This window comes from Streptococcus oralis, from assembly GCF_003943385.1.
GTDB lineage: Bacteria > Bacillota > Bacilli > Lactobacillales > Streptococcaceae > Streptococcus > Streptococcus oralis_CA.
Window position 1 is genome coordinate 1 of the sequence record NZ_RJPI01000002.1, and the last position, 17,722, is coordinate 17,722.

23 protein-coding genes and 1 pseudogene are annotated in these 17,722 nt (G+C 39.8%); 3 read left to right on the forward strand and 21 right to left on the reverse strand.

Features of this window, described 5'->3' with window-relative positions; genetic code table 11:
• Positions 1–675: 675 nt before the first annotated feature.
• From D8803_RS01745 to D8803_RS01795, 12 genes and pseudogenes are all read right to left on the reverse strand, one after another.
• Positions 676–1,506, reverse strand: coding sequence for a hypothetical protein (locus D8803_RS01745; protein ID WP_131200049.1), 831 nt, complete (start codon positions 1,504–1,506; stop codon positions 676–678).
• A 3-nt stretch (positions 1,507–1,509) separates the two neighbouring features.
• Entirely contained in the window at positions 1,510–2,661 is a 1,152-nt protein-coding gene (locus D8803_RS01750) for a phage major capsid protein (RefSeq protein WP_223805038.1), read from the reverse strand.
• Between the two features lie 92 nt (positions 2,662–2,753).
• Positions 2,754–2,900, reverse strand: a complete 147-nt coding sequence (locus D8803_RS01755; protein WP_131200050.1) for a DUF2292 domain-containing protein — start codon at positions 2,898–2,900, stop codon at positions 2,754–2,756.
• Between the two features lie 329 nt (positions 2,901–3,229).
• On the reverse strand, positions 3,230–4,684 hold the full coding sequence (locus D8803_RS01760; RefSeq protein WP_131200051.1) for a virulence-associated E family protein: 1,455 nt from the start codon (positions 4,682–4,684) through the stop codon (positions 3,230–3,232).
• Positions 4,677–5,192: a hypothetical protein gene (locus tag D8803_RS01765; protein ID WP_001263815.1), complete on the reverse strand. Its 516-nt coding sequence runs from the start codon at positions 5,190–5,192 to the stop codon at positions 4,677–4,679. The genes D8803_RS01760 and D8803_RS01765 overlap by 8 nt, the downstream gene beginning before the upstream one ends.
• Positions 5,189–5,452, reverse strand: coding sequence for a hypothetical protein (locus tag D8803_RS01770; protein ID WP_000462052.1), 264 nt, complete (start codon positions 5,450–5,452; stop codon positions 5,189–5,191). The genes D8803_RS01765 and D8803_RS01770 overlap by 4 nt, the downstream gene beginning before the upstream one ends.
• 1 nt (position 5,453) lies before the next feature.
• Complete coding sequence (locus D8803_RS01775) at positions 5,454–5,663, reverse strand: hypothetical protein (protein ID WP_131200052.1); 210 nt, start codon at positions 5,661–5,663, stop codon at positions 5,454–5,456.
• A gap of 10 nt (positions 5,664–5,673) precedes the next feature.
• Positions 5,674–6,174 (reverse strand): hypothetical protein, encoded by a 501-nt coding sequence (locus D8803_RS01780; protein ID WP_000878911.1) that lies wholly within the window; start codon positions 6,172–6,174, stop codon positions 5,674–5,676.
• A gap of 235 nt (positions 6,175–6,409) precedes the next feature.
• A complete protein-coding gene (locus D8803_RS09690) occupies positions 6,410–6,559 on the reverse strand; it encodes a hypothetical protein (protein ID WP_185760838.1) in 150 nt (49 codons plus the stop codon).
• A gap of 2 nt (positions 6,560–6,561) precedes the next feature.
• Positions 6,562–6,990 (reverse strand): hypothetical protein, encoded by a 429-nt coding sequence (locus D8803_RS01785; protein WP_131200053.1) that lies wholly within the window; start codon positions 6,988–6,990, stop codon positions 6,562–6,564.
• A 117-nt stretch (positions 6,991–7,107) separates the two neighbouring features.
• Positions 7,108–7,356 (reverse strand): annotated as a pseudogene (locus D8803_RS09935) (hypothetical protein).
• Positions 7,357–7,416: 60 nt separating this feature from the next.
• The gene (locus D8803_RS01795; protein ID WP_050302878.1) at positions 7,417–7,605 is read right to left on the reverse strand and encodes a helix-turn-helix domain-containing protein; all 189 of its coding nucleotides are present in this window, start codon (positions 7,603–7,605) and stop codon (positions 7,417–7,419) included.
• Between the two features lie 157 nt (positions 7,606–7,762).
• Here D8803_RS01795 and D8803_RS01800 point away from each other — a divergent pair, with 157 nt between their 5' ends.
• The 3 genes from D8803_RS01800 (at position 7,763) to D8803_RS01810 (ending at position 10,633) form a co-directional block, all read left to right on the forward strand.
• Positions 7,763–8,221, forward strand: coding sequence for a helix-turn-helix transcriptional regulator (locus tag D8803_RS01800; RefSeq protein WP_131200054.1), 459 nt, complete (start codon positions 7,763–7,765; stop codon positions 8,219–8,221).
• A gap of 151 nt (positions 8,222–8,372) precedes the next feature.
• Positions 8,373–9,539, forward strand: coding sequence for a tyrosine-type recombinase/integrase (locus tag D8803_RS01805; RefSeq protein WP_131200055.1), 1,167 nt, complete (start codon positions 8,373–8,375; stop codon positions 9,537–9,539).
• Positions 9,540–9,664: 125 nt separating this feature from the next.
• Positions 9,665–10,633 carry an NAD(P)/FAD-dependent oxidoreductase gene (locus D8803_RS01810; protein WP_000081029.1) on the forward strand — a complete coding sequence of 323 codons (969 nt, stop codon included), beginning with the start codon at positions 9,665–9,667 and terminating at the stop codon, positions 10,631–10,633.
• A 32-nt stretch (positions 10,634–10,665) separates the two neighbouring features.
• Here the strand turns inward: D8803_RS01810 and whiA are convergent, their stop codons facing one another.
• From whiA to D8803_RS01860, 9 genes are all read right to left on the reverse strand, one after another.
• A complete protein-coding gene (gene whiA, locus D8803_RS01815; protein ID WP_131200056.1) occupies positions 10,666–11,577 on the reverse strand; it encodes a DNA-binding protein WhiA in 912 nt (303 codons plus the stop codon).
• Positions 11,574–12,551 carry a YvcK family protein gene (locus tag D8803_RS01820; RefSeq protein WP_131200057.1) on the reverse strand — a complete coding sequence of 326 codons (978 nt, stop codon included), beginning with the start codon at positions 12,549–12,551 and terminating at the stop codon, positions 11,574–11,576. Before D8803_RS01820 ends, whiA begins: the two co-directional genes overlap by 4 nt.
• Entirely contained in the window at positions 12,548–13,438 is an 891-nt protein-coding gene (rapZ, locus tag D8803_RS01825) for an RNase adapter RapZ (RefSeq protein ID WP_000163042.1), read from the reverse strand. The genes D8803_RS01820 and rapZ overlap by 4 nt, the downstream gene beginning before the upstream one ends.
• A gap of 51 nt (positions 13,439–13,489) precedes the next feature.
• Positions 13,490–13,870, reverse strand: a complete 381-nt coding sequence (locus D8803_RS01830) for a RidA family protein (protein WP_001140420.1) — start codon at positions 13,868–13,870, stop codon at positions 13,490–13,492.
• 9 nt (positions 13,871–13,879) lie between these two features.
• On the reverse strand, positions 13,880–14,467 hold the full coding sequence (gene yihA, locus D8803_RS01835) for a ribosome biogenesis GTP-binding protein YihA/YsxC (RefSeq protein ID WP_131200058.1): 588 nt from the start codon (positions 14,465–14,467) through the stop codon (positions 13,880–13,882).
• 8 nt (positions 14,468–14,475) lie between these two features.
• On the reverse strand, positions 14,476–15,708 hold the full coding sequence (gene clpX, locus D8803_RS01840; RefSeq protein WP_131200059.1) for an ATP-dependent Clp protease ATP-binding subunit ClpX: 1,233 nt from the start codon (positions 15,706–15,708) through the stop codon (positions 14,476–14,478).
• A 201-nt stretch (positions 15,709–15,909) separates the two neighbouring features.
• Positions 15,910–16,416: a dihydrofolate reductase gene (locus D8803_RS01850; RefSeq protein ID WP_131200060.1), complete on the reverse strand. Its 507-nt coding sequence runs from the start codon at positions 16,414–16,416 to the stop codon at positions 15,910–15,912.
• Between the two features lie 118 nt (positions 16,417–16,534).
• Positions 16,535–17,209, reverse strand: a complete 675-nt coding sequence (cmk, locus tag D8803_RS01855; protein WP_131200061.1) for a (d)CMP kinase — start codon at positions 17,207–17,209, stop codon at positions 16,535–16,537.
• Between the two features lie 9 nt (positions 17,210–17,218).
• Positions 17,219–17,713, reverse strand: coding sequence for an SAG1386/EF1546 family surface-associated protein (locus tag D8803_RS01860; RefSeq protein WP_131200062.1), 495 nt, complete (start codon positions 17,711–17,713; stop codon positions 17,219–17,221).
• Positions 17,714–17,722: the final 9 nt, after the last annotated feature.

Sequence of the window (17,722 nt, forward strand, 5' to 3'; positions counted from 1 at the left end):
TCTGGACAGTTGCCCCCTCCCACCGGTTCCCAAAACCTTTTAAAGACTCGATTTTTTTGACCGGGGGGTGTCATTCTATCTAAGTTTATTAAATCCTAAAAATACTTTTCAGTATTTTTAAACTTATAAAGATGATATCTGTTCTTAATGCTACACATTCAATAAATTAGTGTGTTTTCATTATTGATAGTAACTTTATCTCTGATTCTAACTTACCTGATATATTTCTTCGTTAATCTGCTAGCAATATTTGTTTCAATAAACTTCTTTACTTAATTAGATTATTTGGAATCTATCACTCCTTAAAATAACGCCCTGCTAATTATTGGTATACCTATGTATGCTTTCTTTATTTAAAATCATTATGATCTAAGTTTGTAATTCTTGATTTATTAAATGATTTAATTATTTTTATTAAAGGGGGGATTTTTTCTAACCACTCTCTACAAATTCTTATTTTTTAAAAAAATATAACTAGACACACAATACATATACCTCTAGTATGTCTTATGAGTTCATTGTTTTACACATTCTATTGAATTCGCTTGCCAAGCTATTCCCTTACTCTATCAAGCGTTTTATAAGATGCTGTTATATGAGTTCACTGTTACCTTAAAACAAGGAATTCATGAAAGAATACTAAAAAAGATAGGCGCAAACCTATCTTCATTTTGTTTATTGCCCAAAGAATTTAGAAATAATATGCTTCTTTTTCTCTGGTAGATCATTAAAGACTTCCCTTTGTTTAATAAGTTCTTGCTCTTTCCGATCTATAAAATCATCTACCACTCCAGAGATATACTCTGTAAATTCTTCTACACTATTCCCCTTGATTTTACCATCTTGTACTAACTCCTCTAGAAGCAAGTCACTCCATAAAACCATATCTGGAGAAAGATTATAGTGTTCCAATTCTTTAAGAATGGCCTGCTCATAGTATCGTTGTTGCCCTTTGTCTATGTAGTAGTATTTGTCTTTAAACTTTCCTTCTAATAGTTTGACGTGATATTCTTCTGGCAGTTTACTTCTCAAAAAGCCGTCAGTAGCTACTTCGTGAGATTCGATAGTATAAAAGCTCTTTAGCTTATCTAAAAACTCAAAGATATCAGAACGATAAAGACTATTTTCTTCTTGTAGTGTTGATCCCATATCAGTAACTAAAGGTGAAATTTTGTTCTGAGAAAACTCCTTCCAATCTTTAAAATATACTAAAGATTTTTCCCTAATGGCTTTGTGTCTATTTTCAAATTCATTTTTTAAATGATTTTCTTTTTGACGCGTTGTCAAAAACATATCGCTTAAAATCGAAGTGTAGTCTTGTTTATACTCTTCAATTTCGTTTAGTATTTCTTTTTTAACTTCCTCTTGCTTACTGAAGAATTCTGTAGCTTCTTGTTCATGCATTTTATGAAAAAGATTCTTCATGAGTTCATGAAATGGATTAACATAAACCAGATTATAGTCCTGATACAAAAGAAAGAGATTAATTACATCAGTGCTATTCATCGATTAACCTCCAATACCTGGCTCTTGATTTTTTGAGAAATCAAGCTCCCAGATTGCAGCTGACTTTTCATCATGAGCCTTACCATAAGCAAATTGTTTAGCTACATAGAGATCCATATCTTCAAGTGCTAGTGTATCCTGATAGCGTTGTAAGTTAATTCCTCCACCTACAACTGCATCATAGCGCCCTTGAATGAAAGAAGTCGCCTTCCCTTTTTCTTGAGAGATTGAAGGAATGATTTGTAAATTTAGAGGTACCGCCTTGTTATATGCTGCGCTGTCTGTGAAATTAATTAGTTTCTTCTCGATCTCCCAAATTTCTTCTGAATTCACGACAAGGACAATCTTATTGGTCGTATCGACAAAACTAACTCCATCAGCTTTTACAGAGTGGAATTTGAAGATTTCTGATACCTGGTTTACTGTTTCCTTGGGATTTTCAAAAGTTAATTTTAAAGCTTGTTTTTCTTTTTTAGGATAAGTAATATTTGAACCTTGTGCTACTCCCGTCAATTGTCTTGTTAGTCCTAGAGGTTTATTATCACCATCGCCGTTTAAAAACGCTTCTTCCAATGCTACTGCAAAAGCTTCTGTTAATTGAGTTCTTACAAAATTTTCAATCCAAATCGGTCCAAGTTCTTTAAAATCTTTCGGGATCACGATGAAAGCCGTCAACTTATGCTGGATTTCTTGTTTACTTCCAAAACTAGCTTTTAATTGCCCTTTGATTTCTCCAAAAACCTTGCCCCAAACTGCTCCACCACTACGCTCTGATGTCAAAAAGTTTAGGCGGATTCCTAGGTTTTTTAGTCCAATTTTTTCAAGTAAGGGATGTTCTGATTTTATATCTTCAAAAATTCTGTCAATCGTCTCCTCTGGGAGAAGTTTTTCCACCCCTTTAGGGATATTCTTATCAAATTCATTAAAGAATACCATTTCATTGCCCTTTAAAGTATTAGGCTGTGATGTAAAGCCATCTCCTGAATATGATGCAGTTTTAGCTTCTTCAATCATATGTTCCTGCATTTTGTCTAACATATCACCGTAAAGTTTTGTTTGCTGATCTTGTGGAGCATTAGTTTTCACTGCATTCATAAATGCTTCTCTAGCTTGCATGTATTCGTTTTTTGTTTGTCCTTTAAGTCTCATAGTCATATTTTTTATTTCCTTTCATTTTTAAGCAAAAAAAGGCAGAACAAAAAACGTATTTACGTCTTATGTCCTACCTCTTGTTTTCAAGTCAGTATTTAAAATTTTTGTTGTGTTTTGGTTTCTACCATGGTCACAACACCATCTGAAATTATCAACCGAATGTCACCATATTCTGGTAACTTTACACTCTTAATTATACCACGGTTTAGGAAATAAATCCAACCTTTATGCAATTCATTCATATATCCTCCTTTCTCTGAAAAGGTAGTCATTTTTGGGTATCTAGTGACTACCACCTCCGCCTTACAGCCCCAAGGGTTTATAAAATGCGTAGTCAGGTAGTCACCTCGCTCCAAAAAAATAAATAATAAACGCCTTTAATCTATTTATTCTACATACTTTATAAATAATATAAAATAACTACTTTTTTACATTGAATTCAGTAATACCAAGGGTTCACAATGGTAGTCAGTAAAATCTTAAAAACTACCATTTTTCTAAATTCTTTTTGTTTAAAGGCTTTAGCTACCATCTAAAAGGTAGTTATTTTTTGAATTAGTGACTACCCTAACTACCTTTTAGGTTTTGAATAACCAGGCTTAACACTTTTTCCAAATTTTAAAGATCGTTTGTGTTCCCAACCGTCACGATTTTGCATGAACTTCTTAACCTTTGCCTTATCTTTTGGTGGTACATTATCAGTCAAATATACCTCTTGGAAAAATAGGTTAATAGTCATCTTGCTCCTACCTACCAATTCGCCATATTTATCTGTATCCAGTTCCGCCGTTCCACCTTCGCTATTTCTAAAATATCCTTCATTCATCATGTCATAGATATAATAGTATCTTGTCCGGTCTGATATTGGGTACTGATACATATTTTTTGGATAAGGTAAAGCTAAATAGCGCTCCAAATCCTCAAGGGTTTCATCAGCAAATTTGTACCTACTTCTTACCTCATTTACCAGGTTCTCCTGCTCGTCTGTCAGCGTCAAAGACTGGTTAGACTTCCAAGCTACTACCATAGCGCCCCAAAAGGCTCTACGGTCTTTTTCCGTCCACTTCCTGCCCTTATAAGTGGTATCCTTATGTACTTCAGCAACAAGAAAGCGCCTTTCCCCTGTTAAGTCGTTCAAATAATCATGATCATTAGTTGCCCTCACGATGATAAAACTCTTGGGTAATCGTCTATCACTAGAAGCGTAGGGCGGTCTATACTCTAGTTTGGTTTCGGTGATGAACTTCTTCAACTCTGAAAAACTAGCCTTTTTACTGGCCACCATTTCATCATCAAATACACACCAATTTCTAGCCATTCTAGCCTTATCGTCTTTGTCTGTGAAAGTTTCAACGGTTGTAAAATACTTGTGAGTGAAAAGTCCCTCAAAAAATTGGGTCTTTCCTACTCCCTGCCGTCCAGTCAAGTCCAGTACAAAGTCAAACTTAACAGTTGGGTCAAACACCTTTGCAACTGCTCCACGAAAAAACAAGTCCATGATAATACGATTATATTCATCATCTTTGATATTGAGGTAATGCCTTAGAATATCAAAGGGAGCACGCTGATTCACTAACTCTTTATACTCGCTTTCGCATGCTTCTAGATAGTCTTTTAAAGGATTGTAGCTATGTTCTCCAGCTACCACTTCTAAAATATCGGCGATATCCCCTTTTTTATAGTCCATCTTGTACTTTGTAGCAATATAAGCCCTAACCTCTCTAATAATTAGGTCGTCAATGGTTCCGCTTAAGGTTCTACCGTTCAATTTTGTTGGTTTTGTCACATCAATTTCATAAGTAAAGGTGTTGTACTGTATCGCCCCTTTCAGCTTGCTATCTCCACTTAAAATCTTCTTGAGATTGTCCAAGGTTATGGCAAAGCCTTTCCCTTTGGTTTTAGGTGTTAGATGCAGGCTATTGTTTTCCTCATTGGTCTCCCTTGCTTGGGTCAAGTCCACCACGGTAGGCGATGCTCTTGGCTGATTCTCTTCAATGATTTTATTTACAATTTCTTCACTATTCAAAAGCTACCTCCTTATAGAATTTAGTTGCTACTTCTAGGAAATAGCTGGCTAGTTCTTTCCGTTTGACGATTGCAGAAAACAAGTCCACCAGCTGACTAAAACTGTAGCCATTCACAAATAGTAAACGAACAAAGACCGAAGTCTCATATCTGGTATAAATCCCGTTACAAATCAGGTCAAGAACCCAACCTTTCAACTCTACTCCCAGCCCCTGCCGTTGCTCTGTCAATTTGTTTACTTCTAAATCTTTCAGGATCGTCAGCAAGTCAGGACTAGCCAAAGCAATTTCCAATGATCTAGTTAGTTCCCAGCCCTCCTTATGGCTTTTATCATCTCTGATAGTTACATATAAACCTTTGTACCGAAAATCTGTAAGTCCCTCACCTATCGGCTCGTAGTACACAAACTTATAGTAGTCCCCATTCTTCCAAACTTGTGTAGGGGTAGACTTGAGAAAGCCGAATAAGGCTAATTTGTCACTAGACAAGGTTAACTCTATCACTCTCATTCATCCACCCCCATAAATTTATGAATGTCGTCCACTAAATAAAATACAATTCTTGAATCTTCGTCGGGCGGTTGATAGCGCCGTAAGCCCAATCTTTCCCACTTACTTAGCGTATTGTCGCTGATTTTCAACTCTTGCTTGACTTCACTTCTATTCATCAACTTAAGCATTCTAGGCGGTATTTTCTCATGGCTTTTTAGGTAACGTTCTAAGGCTTCTAATATTTTGATTTTAAGTTCTTCAACCATTTTTTCAAACATCTTAGTACCCCCATGGCTTAACCCCTGCAAGTTGGATATATCGCCCATAATCAGGGCTTAAATCCTCGCTAGTCATTTCTATCGTCTGTGCACTTTCTCGCTCGATTTCGGCGCTTTTTTTACGGTCTCGGTGGTTTAGATAAAGTAACAAGCCAATCAATACCATCATGAAGATAACCGCCTGTGTGTTGATCAAATCTAGTTCATTCATGCTATTTCTCCTAATCGATCATCATGCCACGGGTATATAGGGATGAGTCTGTCCATGAATCCAAAACGTTCTTTTTCCCTCGTTTTTTCTTTGCGATATCAACCGCTATGACCTCCCAAACATAATTTAACACTTGATCTGGAGTCATAGGGTAGTCATTCTCTTTAGTTATTTCAGCTAGGTATGTGTGTAAGAAAAGGAATCCGTCAAAGTGAGAAAGTGATTTTAAAAACTTAGTATCACCCCAAAAATTTCTATAATAGGATTCTTCTCTACCTTCCAGCCCGCCTATTACCTCAGCAATTACATTTAGTTTCATCTCTTCAGTCTGTTCCTTAAGCGTTTTTTGTTGCTCATGGTATTCTGTGCTAGTTAGTTCATTATAGATATCGTCCAAGTCATTTAATACCCTACTGATTGCTCTTTTAACTAAGATGTTTCTGACCCCTGTGAGATTTCCCTGTATTTCTTCTAGATCTGTTGAAACAGCTTCTAATTTATCTGCTAACATGTTTTTACCTCTATTTATTTGTTTTGTAATTACCTTGATGGCCTTTTGTTTGTCGTTTCCTATCCAGCTTTTCCCACCACTCCAAACGCTGGGCTATCGCCCCATGTTGCCGTACGCTTGTAGCGGTGTTTCATGGGTAATCACCCACATTTTTTCTAAACAAGTGCTTAGAATCACCCTGTCAGCACTTGATTTTCAAAACCTTTTCTAATTGCTTGCCTGCTCTTCGGTTTTCTTAGTTTGTCTTCGTTTCGTTTTCGATTTGATCGCCTAATCTTTTCCAGGCTCTATCAAATTCTTCACGTTGGATTTCTTTGCTATGTAATTGCCTTGCTAGTTCCATACCTCGACGCATGAATCTAGCGAAGTGTGTTTTTGCTTCCATCCCTAGCCCTCCATCATGTCATAAAGTAAGGCGTAGTATTTATCTGGAATCCTATCCAAGGCTTTCAGTCCGTCATGTTCTGCTTTTTGTCTAGTTTCTGCCTTAACCGTGCTATCAAAGGCGATAGAAAAAGCATTTAGCATAGCCTTGTAGCGGTCTACACTCTTCAAATAGCGACCACGTTCCCCAAGTTCCTTATCTTCTAGCTCCTCTTTTACAGTATCGTCCAAGAGTTCAAACTTAGTGTAAACTCCTTTTTCTACTTTGAAACCTAGTCGCTTGTTTTGTCTGAGATTGTAAAGATTAACCTTGCAACTGTCTAAATTGCGATAGCCTAACACTCCTGCAATTTCTTCTAAGTTTTTGCCCTCTAATTCGGACAATTTTTCAGCAATATCCTTGAATTTTACTGCTTGATGTTGTTTTCCCATTGTATACCTTGTCTTTCTATGCTATAATCAAGGTATAGAAAAAATATCTATACCAATGTATTGTCGCTTGCTCTCCTCGACCAAAATTTGAGCAAGTGACTTTTTTTGTTGTCTTTTTCATGCTTTTTTCCCTGACTTAGGTTTATAAAGCAAGTCTTTACTTCCGATAAGATCCAGAATCCAGCTGAATCCCTGCTCCACCGTTTCAAGAAATGCCCCCAGGTCTTCACTGTCCAAGGACTAGTAGTTCATACAAAGATATTCGGCTAGTTGTCTGTCTTTCTCAACTAGCTTTTTAAAATCCTTGTAATACTTGGGAATTTCTAACCCTTTGGCATTTGTAACTGTCTTAAAATCATCTTCCATTAGTTCGCTCCTTTCTAATAATTTACTTGATTTTCAACTGGTGAAAGGTAATGTTAAAAATCATAAATCATCAATCAACCAATCCATAACCGACTGGTAAATCCGACGTGGGGCATCATAGTTACCTGTTTCAACCTTAGTCAAAGTTTGCGACTTGATGCCCAATTTTTCCGATAAATCTTTCTTAGTGAGTTGCTCCACTGCTCGCTTTTTTCGGACTTTTACAGCCGTTTCAACTGTTATCAGCATTTACACCCTCCTCTCTAACGGCTTTTTTTGCCGTTGTTTTAACTGTATTATACGGCATAAAAAACCGTTTGTCAAGCAAAATAATATTTATTTTTTATTTTTGTGGCTTTTTATGCCGTAATTGTTTATAATATTATTGAAAGGTAATGTTACAATCATGAATAGAATAAAAAATTTAAGAGAAAAAGAAGGAATTTCGCAAGATCAACTCGCTAAAATATTAGGCGTTAACTTGCGAACGTTGCAACGTTGGGAAAGTGGTGAAACTTCTATACGAACTAAAAACGCCACAAAAATAGCAAAATTTTTTAAAGTTCCAGTTTCTTATCTTATGATATCTGAAAAAGAGTGGGAAGCATTTCAAGAATTAAACCGAAAACTCCCAACTTTAGAAGAATTTGATGAACTCCTTTTCAAAAAACAAGAAAATCGCTTTAAAAGATTTGTCCAATTTGTATCAGATGAAGAGATGAAAATCAAGGATAGAAATCTAGTCCTGATATTTAACTTGCTAGTCTCCTCCGATGAAACTTACGGAGTAAACCAGATATATCCCTTCCCATTAGATGAAAAAGATGACTATCATTTTACAAACCAACAGAAAGGCGAAAAATAAGCCCCATTTGCGCCTTGTTTCCTATTCTGGTACATTTTTACAGTCTGACTGCTTAAAATCGAAAATAAGGGGGGCTCGTAACTCCTAGCATGGTATAAACTCAAAACCTTTTCTAATTGCTTGCCTGCTGATGGAAAAAGGAGTTAAAACCATGAAAATTACACAACACACGAAAAAAGACGGATCAGCAGTCTACCGCTCTAGTATCTATCTTGGCATTGATTCTGTGACTGGTAAGAAGGTCAAGACTACCATATCAGCACGCACAAAGAAAGAACTCAAAAGCAAGGCCATTCAAGCCAAGGTAGAGTTTGAAAAAAAAGGCTCAACTGTCACAAAAGCTGTTAACGTTACCACCTATCAGGAATTGACGGAACTCTGGTTAGAAAACTACTGCCATACCGTCAAACATAGCACCCAAGTAGGAACGAAAACTAACATCAGAAAGTACCTACTACCAGCTTTTGGAGAGTACAAACTTGATAGGATAACCCCTGCTATCGTTCAGCACCAGGTAAACCAATGGGCTAAAGATTACAACCAACTTGGAAAAGGGTATCAACAATACAACCAACTACACGCCTTGAATAAACGTATATTGTCTTATGCAGTCTCACTACAAGTAATTTCTACAAATCCAGCTAGTGATATCATTGTGCCACGATGCAAACCAAAAGAAGAAAAGAAATTGAAATATCTTGACGATGAGAATTTAAAGAAATTCTTAACTTATCTGGATCAGCTGCCTAACACTTACAAAAATTTCTATGATACGGTACTTTATAAGACGCTTTTAGCAACTGGTTTGCGTATTCGTGAATGTCTAGCCCTGCAATGGTCTGATATCGACTTACAGGATGGAACATTAGAAGTTACTAAAACTCTAACCATGACAAAAGAGATTACAAGCCCAAAAACTAAATCAAGCCTAAGAGTAATTGACTTAGACAATAAAACAGTGCTTATGCTTCGCCTTTATAAAACCCGACAAGCGCAATTAGGGAGAGAAATAGGCATGACTTTTGAAAAAGTGTTTCCTAATACCTTTGATGAATACAGAGAAGCTGGTGGACTCCGTTTTAGACTTGAAAAGCATTTACAAGGTGCTGGTTGTCCTAGTGTTAGTTTTCATGCTTTTCGCCACACACATGCTAGTATTTTGCTGAATGCTGGAGTAGGATATAAAGAAATCCAAACAAGACTAGGCCATTCTAAAATTTCGATGACTATGGACACATACAGTCACTTATCAAAAGATAGCAAAAAAAGGACTGTTTCTATTTTTGAAAAAGTCCTCGAAAATTTAAAAAGTTCCTAAAAAAGTCCACAAATTAGAATCCCTACTATCCAAGAAATAGCTATATCAGGGGGTTTAAGCGTTTTGTCATATTTTAATCAAAAATATGATAAAATAAACTGACTAGAAAAAACGAAGGAGAAATCATGTCTCAACTCTATGATATTACCATTGTAGGTGGCGGTCCTGTTGGCCTCTTTGCTGCCTTTTACGCCCACCTACGCCAAGCCAAAGTCCAAATCATCGACTCTCTTCCCCAGCTCGGTGGTCAACCAGCCATCCTCTACCCTGAGAAGCAAATCCTTGATGTGCCAGGTTTTCCAAACTTAACTGGAGAAGAGTTGACCAATCGCTTGATTGAACAGCTAAACGGCTTTGAAACACCTGTTCATCTCAATGAAACTGTTCTTGAGATTGAAAAACAAGATCAAGGCTTTGCCATTACAACCTCTAAAGGTAGTCACCTGACTAAAACAGTTATCATTGCCATGGGGGGTGGCGCCTTTAAACCACGACCGCTTGAATTAGAGGGTGTTGAGGACTATGAAAATATCCACTACCACGTGTCCAACATTCAACAATACGCAGGTAAGAAAGTAACCATTCTAGGTGGTGGGGACTCAGCAGTGGACTGGGCTCTAGCTTTTGAAAAAATTGCGCCAACTACACTTGTTCACCGTCGAGATAACTTCCGCGCCTTGGAACACAGTGTGCAAGCTCTACAAGAATCATCTGTAACCATTAAGACACCGTTCGTTCCTAGCCAACTCCTCGGAGATGGAAAAACACTCGATAAACTAGAAATCACCAAAGTCAAATCAGATGAAACTGAAACTATTGAGGTAGACCACCTCTTTGTCAACTATGGTTTCAAATCATCTGTCGGCAATCTNAAAAATTGGGGTCTGGACCTCAACCGCCACAAGATTATTGTCAACAGCAAGCAAGAATCCAGCCAAGCAGGTATCTATGCCATTGGGGACTGTTGCTACTATGAAGGTAAGATTGATTTGATCGCGACAGGACTGGGTGAAGCTCCAACAGCTGTTAACAATGCCATTAACTACATCGACCCTGACCAAAAAGTACAACCCAAACACTCAACCAGTTTATAAGAAAAGAACCACGGATCAACTGATTCGTGGTTTTATAATTCATCTGCTATCTTGTTTATTTTTCTGAGTCTGTGGTTGACGCCACTTTTGGTCAAGGGATTGCTCAGGCTATCTGCCAACTGCTGGATAGAATAGTCTGGGTGCTGGATTCGCAACTGAGCTACCTCCTGCAAATCCACTGGTAAATTTTCCAAACCCATTCTATCTTTGATTTTACTGATATTATTGATGGTCTTCATACTAGCAGAAACCGTTCGAGCGATATTGGCTGTTTCAGCATTATTGGCCCGATTGAGATCGTTACGGGTTTCACGCAAAATCTTGACGCGCTCAAAATTATCACGCGCCTGCATGGCCCCAATCACAATCAAGAAATCCATGATGTCTTCTGCCCGCTGGAGATAGGTAACCGCACCTTTCTTGCGCTCAATGACCTTGGCATCCAGCAAAAACTGCTGAAGGAGGGAGACCAATCCTTGGGCATGGTCCATATAAACGGAACTAATCTCCAACTGGTACTTGCCAGACTCAGGATCTCGGATGCTGCCATTTGCCAGAAAGGCCCCACATAAGTAAGCACGACCAGCTTCTTCATCTGCTAAAATATCGGGATCAATACCCGTCTCCAAACCAAAGAAGGAATCCGCAAGCCGCAAATCAGCTAAAAGTTCCTGCACCCTCTCATCAGTATAGATCGTATAGACACGGTTCTTGCGAAGATTGCTTCTCTGATGGTGGCGAATCTCTGACTTGATATCATAAAAATGGAGAAAGGACCCATAGAGGTGCCGAGTCAACTTGGCATTCTCAGTCACGACAGACAGGGTCAAGCCCGAAGTCGAGAGACCAATACTACCAGACATCTTGATGATGGCTGATAATTCATGACGACTGAGATGGTGTTGACCAAGAATTTCTTCTTTTACTGCAACTGTAAAACTCATTTTCGCACCTGTATAATTCGCATCAATTCATCCACAATCAAATCCCCATCGTGGAAGGCTCCTCCATTTTCCAAACGAAGGAAATTGGAAGAAATCACACGAGGCACCTGCTTGCAGAGACCAGCAAAATCATGTTCCACCTGTACCAAATATTCATCAAATCGGTTGGTATCCATATATTCTCTAGGAACCTTTTCAATATTGACCAAAACCGTATCAATAAAAGACCGACCTAGATGACGATGGAGGACTTCCACGTGGTCACTGTCTGAAAAGTGCTCTGTTTCCCCACGCTGGGTCATGATATTGCAGACATAGGCTATCTCTGCCTTGGTCTCCAAGAGAGCCTGCCCAATCTCCTCGATCACGATATTGGGCAAAATCGATGTAAAGAGGGAACCAGGCCCCAAGACGATCATGTCACTCTCTAGAATGGTAGTAACCACTCGACGGCTGGCTTGCGGTGTTTCATCATCCAAGGTATTGGTCACATATACATGGTCAATCATACCTGGATGATCTGCAATATGGCTCTCACCAGCTACTTCCGAACCGTCTTTAAAGACTGCATGTAGCGTCAAAGGGTGGTCACTTGAGGGGTAAATCTTTCCTGTTGTATGAAAAAACTTACTGAGTAATTGCATAGCATTATAGGTAGAACCTTGCATTTCTGACAGGCCTGCGATGATGAGGTTCCCTAGGGGATGGCCAGCAAAAGCTCCAGCCTCTTCTGAGAATCGGTACTGAAAAACCTTCTCATAAAACTTAGGCATATCCGACATGGCCACCAAAACATTACGAAGATCTCCAGGTGGTGTCAGTTGTTGGATACTCTTTCTTAGCTCACCAGAAGATCCACCATCATCAGCAACTGTTACGATGGCTGCGATCTCAACATCCTTTTCCCGTAAACTTTTCAAAATGACGGGGATACCAGTTCCTCCACCAATCACCGTTATTTTAGGTTTTCTCATGAACGGTTTACCGTTTCCTTTCTTCGGTCTTTGTCACGATGACTTTCATTGACAGGCCAGTTTTTAGCAAGGTCCTCAGCGATTCTCTTGGCAAAGGCAACACTACGGTGCTGTCCACCTGTACATCCCACTGCAATGGTTAAAACAGACTTGCCTTCTTTTTTGTAGCTTGGCAAGATCGGCTCAATCAAGGCGAGCAAGTGCTGATAGAAACTTTCCGATTCTGCATGTTTCATTACATAATTGTAGACAGGCTCATCCAGCCCCGTTTGATTGCGCAGTTCTGGTAGGTAATAGGGATTTGGCAAAAAACGGACATCAAATACCAAGTCCGCATCGATAGGGATACCATACTTGAATCCAAAAGACATGACCTCGATACGGAAAGACTGGGCTTGTTCTTGGTCCGAAAATTGCTCAGCAATGGTTTTACGAAGTTCACGCGGAGTGAGTTCTGTCGTATCCACCACATTCTGGCTCATGTTTTTCAAAGGTGCCAAAAGTTCACGTTCCAGCTTAATGCCATCTAAAATTCGACCATCTGCAGCAAGTGGGTGACTCCGTCTGGTTTCCTTATAGCGAGCGACTAATTCTTTATCCGCAGCGTCCAAAAAGAGGATTTTGAAATCCAAATCATCTTGGTTTTCCAATTCATCCAAAACAGCCTGAATCTCTGAAAAGAAGGAACGGCTCCGCATATCGACTACCAAGGCCAGTTTGTGGTCATCATCCTTGGTCTCTACCAACTGCAAAAACTTTGGTAAGAGGGCTGGTGGCATATTGTCAATGGTGAAATATCCCAAATCTTCGAAGGACTGAATGGCTACCGTTTTCCCTGCACCACTCATCCCTGTTACAATCACAAGGTGAAGTTGTTTTTTTGTCATCTATCTCTCCTTATATCAAAAAAAGTTTGGCAGAGCCAAACTTCAACTAGCTTATCCAATCTCTGCGATCACTTCAATTTCGACTTTTACATCACGAGGAAGACGTGCAACTTCCACAGCTGAACGAGCTGGAAATTCCTCTTTAAAGGCAGTTTGGTAAACCTCGTTAAAAGGAACAAAGTCATTCATATCGCTCAAGAAGCAAGTGGTTTTGACAACATGGTCAAAGTCTGTTCCTGCTTCAGCCAAAATAGCACCGATATTTTTCAAGACTTGTTCTGTCTGTTCTTGGATCGTTTCTCCTACAATTTCTCCAGTTTCAGGAGATAGGGGAACTTGACCGCTCGCAAACAAAAGATTGCCAACGATTTTTCCTTGAACATATGGTCCGATAGCTTTTGGAGCTTTGTCTGTATGAATTGTTTTTGCCATTTCTTTCCCTCACAATTTTTCTAATATTGCATCCCAAGCCTGATCCATCCCTGCCTTGCTGACAGATGAAAAGAGGATGAAGTCGTCACTTGGGTCAAAGTTTAATTTCTTTTTGATTGCTGATTCGTGCTTGTTCCACTTACCACGAGGAATCTTGTCCGCCTTGGTCGCAACGATGATAACCGGAATCTCATAATACTTGAGAAATTCGTACATCTGCACATCATCTGCTGACGGGTCGTGACGGAGGTCAACCAGACTGACAACCGCACGGAGATTTTCCCGAGTCGTTAGGTACTCCTCAATCATGCGCCCCCACTTTTCACGTTCCTTTTTGGAAACGCGGGCATAGCCATAACCTGGTACATCCACAAAACGCATCTTGTCATCAATGTTAAAGAAGTTGAGTAGCTGGGTTTTCCCAGGTTTTCCTGATGTACGGGCTAGATTCTTGCGGTTCAGCATAGTGTTGATAAAGCTAGACTTGCCAACATTTGAACGCCCGGCTAGAGCAACCTCCGGCAGTTCATCCTGCGGATAGTGGGACTTATTGGCTGCACTGAGCAAGATTTCAGCATTATGTGTATTGATTTCCATAATCACCTCTAGGCTGTTTCTAGGATTGGTTTATCCGTTCCATCGACAGCTTCTTTCGTGATGCGAACCAGTTTCACATTTTCCTGACTCGGTACTTCAAACATGACATCCAGCATGGTTTCCTCAATGATAGAGCGAAGACCACGCGCGCCAGTTTTACGTTCGATAGCTTTATTAGCAATCTCTTGTAGGGCTTCGTCGTCAAATTCCAACTCGACATCATCATAAGAAAGCAAGGTTTGGTATTGTTTGACCAAAGCATTTCTTGGCTCTTTCAAGATGCGAACCAAGTCATCGACCGTCAATTGCTCAAGAGCAGCAAAGACAGGCAAGCGCCCAATCAACTCAGGGATAATCCCAAATTTTTGAATATCTTCAGCGATAATTTCTTGCATGTAGGAGCTATTTTCGTCAATTGCCTTGTTACTTTGACCAAAACCGATGACTTTTTCTCCCAGACGTTGTTTAACGATTTCTTCGATGCCATCAAAAGCACCACCCACGATAAAGAGGATATTCTTGGTATCCACCTGAATCATCTCTTGTTGTGGATGTTTGCGTCCACCTTGAGGTGGCACGCTAGCTACAGTTCCCTCGATAATCTTGAGAAGGGCTTGTTGCACTCCTTCACCCGAAACGTCACGTGTGATAGACACATTCTCGCTCTTCTTGGCAATTTTGTCAATTTCATCTACGTAGATAATCCCACGTTCTGCACGTTCGATGTTAAAGTCAGCAGCCTGCAAGAGTTTGAGGAGGATATTTTCCACGTCCTCACCCACATACCCAGCCTCAGTCAGAGCTGTCGCATCTGCAATAGCGAAAGGCACGTTCAAGCTCTTAGCCAAAGTCTGAGCCAAGAAAGTTTTCCCTGAACCAGTTGGACCAATCATCAAGATGTTTGACTTTTGCAAATCCACATCTTCTGACTCTTCACGCGTATCATGGAAATTGATGCGTTTGTAGTGGTTGTAAACTGCCACTGCCAAGGCACGTTTGGCACGATCTTGACCAATCACATAGTGGTTCAAGATATTGAGGAGCTCGATTGGTTTTGGTACTTCAGACAAGTCTGCCAAGACTTCCTCAGCCAACTCCTCCCGAATGATTTCCTGAGCCAACTCCACACATTCATTACAGATAAAGGCGTTGTTGCCAGCGATTATTTTCTTTACTTCTTCTTGGCTTTTGCCACAAAATGAGCAATAAACCATCATATCATTTTTCCTATTTGTAGGCATGATTTCCTTCCATTCTAATTTATCATTCTATCTAAAATAAGGTCATATAAAAAGCGTGGACACTGTTTACCAGATTGGTAAAAGCATTCAACCAGAGTAAGGCAGACAGTCCATAGCGCTTCTTACGAAAAGCCTGTGCTCCAGTCAAAATACAGATCACACACAAAAAAGCTGTAAAAAATCCAAATATACTGCGCTCCATTAGACTTCCTTTCTATCTCGGTATTCGATGGTAAAATCATAGTCGTTTTTCTCATCTCGGGTGTAAGATTTGCTTGCTACTGTCTCAAAACGAGACAAGTCAAACTCCTCAGGAAAATAGGTATCTCCCTCCACCTGAGCATGAATCTGCGTCACGATGATTTCATCTAAATAAGGCTCAAAAGCCTGAAAAATCTGCTTTCCGCCAATGATATAGAGATTTTTTTCCTGACTCTGATACCACGCTAAAACAGACTCCACATCTTGAAATACGAGCGCCCCATCTATGACTTCTTCGCTATTTCGCGTTAAAATCAGGGTTTGCCGTTTTGGAAGCAGACGACGTCCTATGCCATCAAAGGTCACTCGTCCCATCAGTATAGCATGATTTAAAGTTGTTTCCTTAAAATGTTGCAACTCTGCTGGCAAATGCCAAGGGAGACGATTTTCCTTCCCAATCACACCTTTTTCATCTTGGGCCCAAATGGCTATGATTTTCTTTGTCATGCTTCCGTCCTTTTTATTGATACTACTATTTTATCAAAATTCTCCCAAAAAGGCTGTTTTGAAACGCGCGCAAAAGAGAGAAAAGGAGCAGGCTTCATTTAGCCTGCTCCTCTCGTCCCTAGGACATATATTTTTTTGCTTCTGATTTGATTTTTTCGACCACTTCTTGGATACTTAGTCCAGTTGTGTCAAGATAAACTGCATCCTCAGCCTGTCTGAGAGGAGAGGTTTCACGATGACTATCCTTGTAGTCACGCGCAGCAATCTCTTCTTTCAACGTTTCCAAGTCAGTCTCGATCCCTTTAGCAATATTTTCCTTGTAACGACGCTCTGCTCTTTCTTCAACAGAAGCCACTAGGAAAATCTTGAGTTCAGCTTGTGGTAAAACAACTGTCCCGATATCACGCCCATCCATGACGATACCACCTTGCTGAGCAATCTCTTGCTGGAGCGAAACCAGTTTCTCACGCACCTCAGGAATGGCAGCGATGCTTGAAACCTTGTTGGTCACTTCATTTTCACGAATCGGATGGGTAATATCAACATCCCCTACAAAAACAAGTTGCTCACCTGTTTCTGAACGTCCAAAACTAATGGGGTGTTGGTTAAGAAGCTCAAGAAGTTGATCTACATTTTCTGCATTCAACTGGTGTTTGAGCGCTATATAAGTCGCAGCACGGTACATGGCACCTGTATCGAGATAAGTGTAACCAAAATCTTTAGCGACAATCTTTGCGACCGTACTCTTACCACTCGAAGCAGGACCATCAATAGCAATTTGAATTGTCTTCATTTCCGACTCCTATCTAGTCTTGATGACATCACCAGGGTTGGCAAACCAAGTTCCTGATGACATATGAGAAGGATTCAGAGCTTCTAGCTGGGCAATGGAAATCCCTGCACGCTGAGCGAGAGCTGCTTCTCCTTCTCCAGGTTGCACAGTAAGCGTTCCTTCTCCATCTGTGTGTTCTTCAGAACTACTTTCTGAAGGAGTTGATTCTTTCGTTTCTTGAGCTTTACTAGTAGAGGAAGAAGACTCTTCCACTTTAGAGGTTGACGATGGAGCTGAAGAATCATAAAAATCCTTCAAAGCTGCCGTGCGGTTACTTCCTCCAGTAGAAAGGTAAATCAATACGACAACCATCGCTACAACGATTACAAAGAAGAGGCTAGCTAGAATGGTCAAGACGCGATTGGCAACAACACCTTTTCCTTTTTGTTTACGGTGACGACGCTCTAATCTTGTTTCTTCTTCTCTGTTTTCATAAATATCTTCTTGCCACGGTTCTTTTGCCATACCTTACTC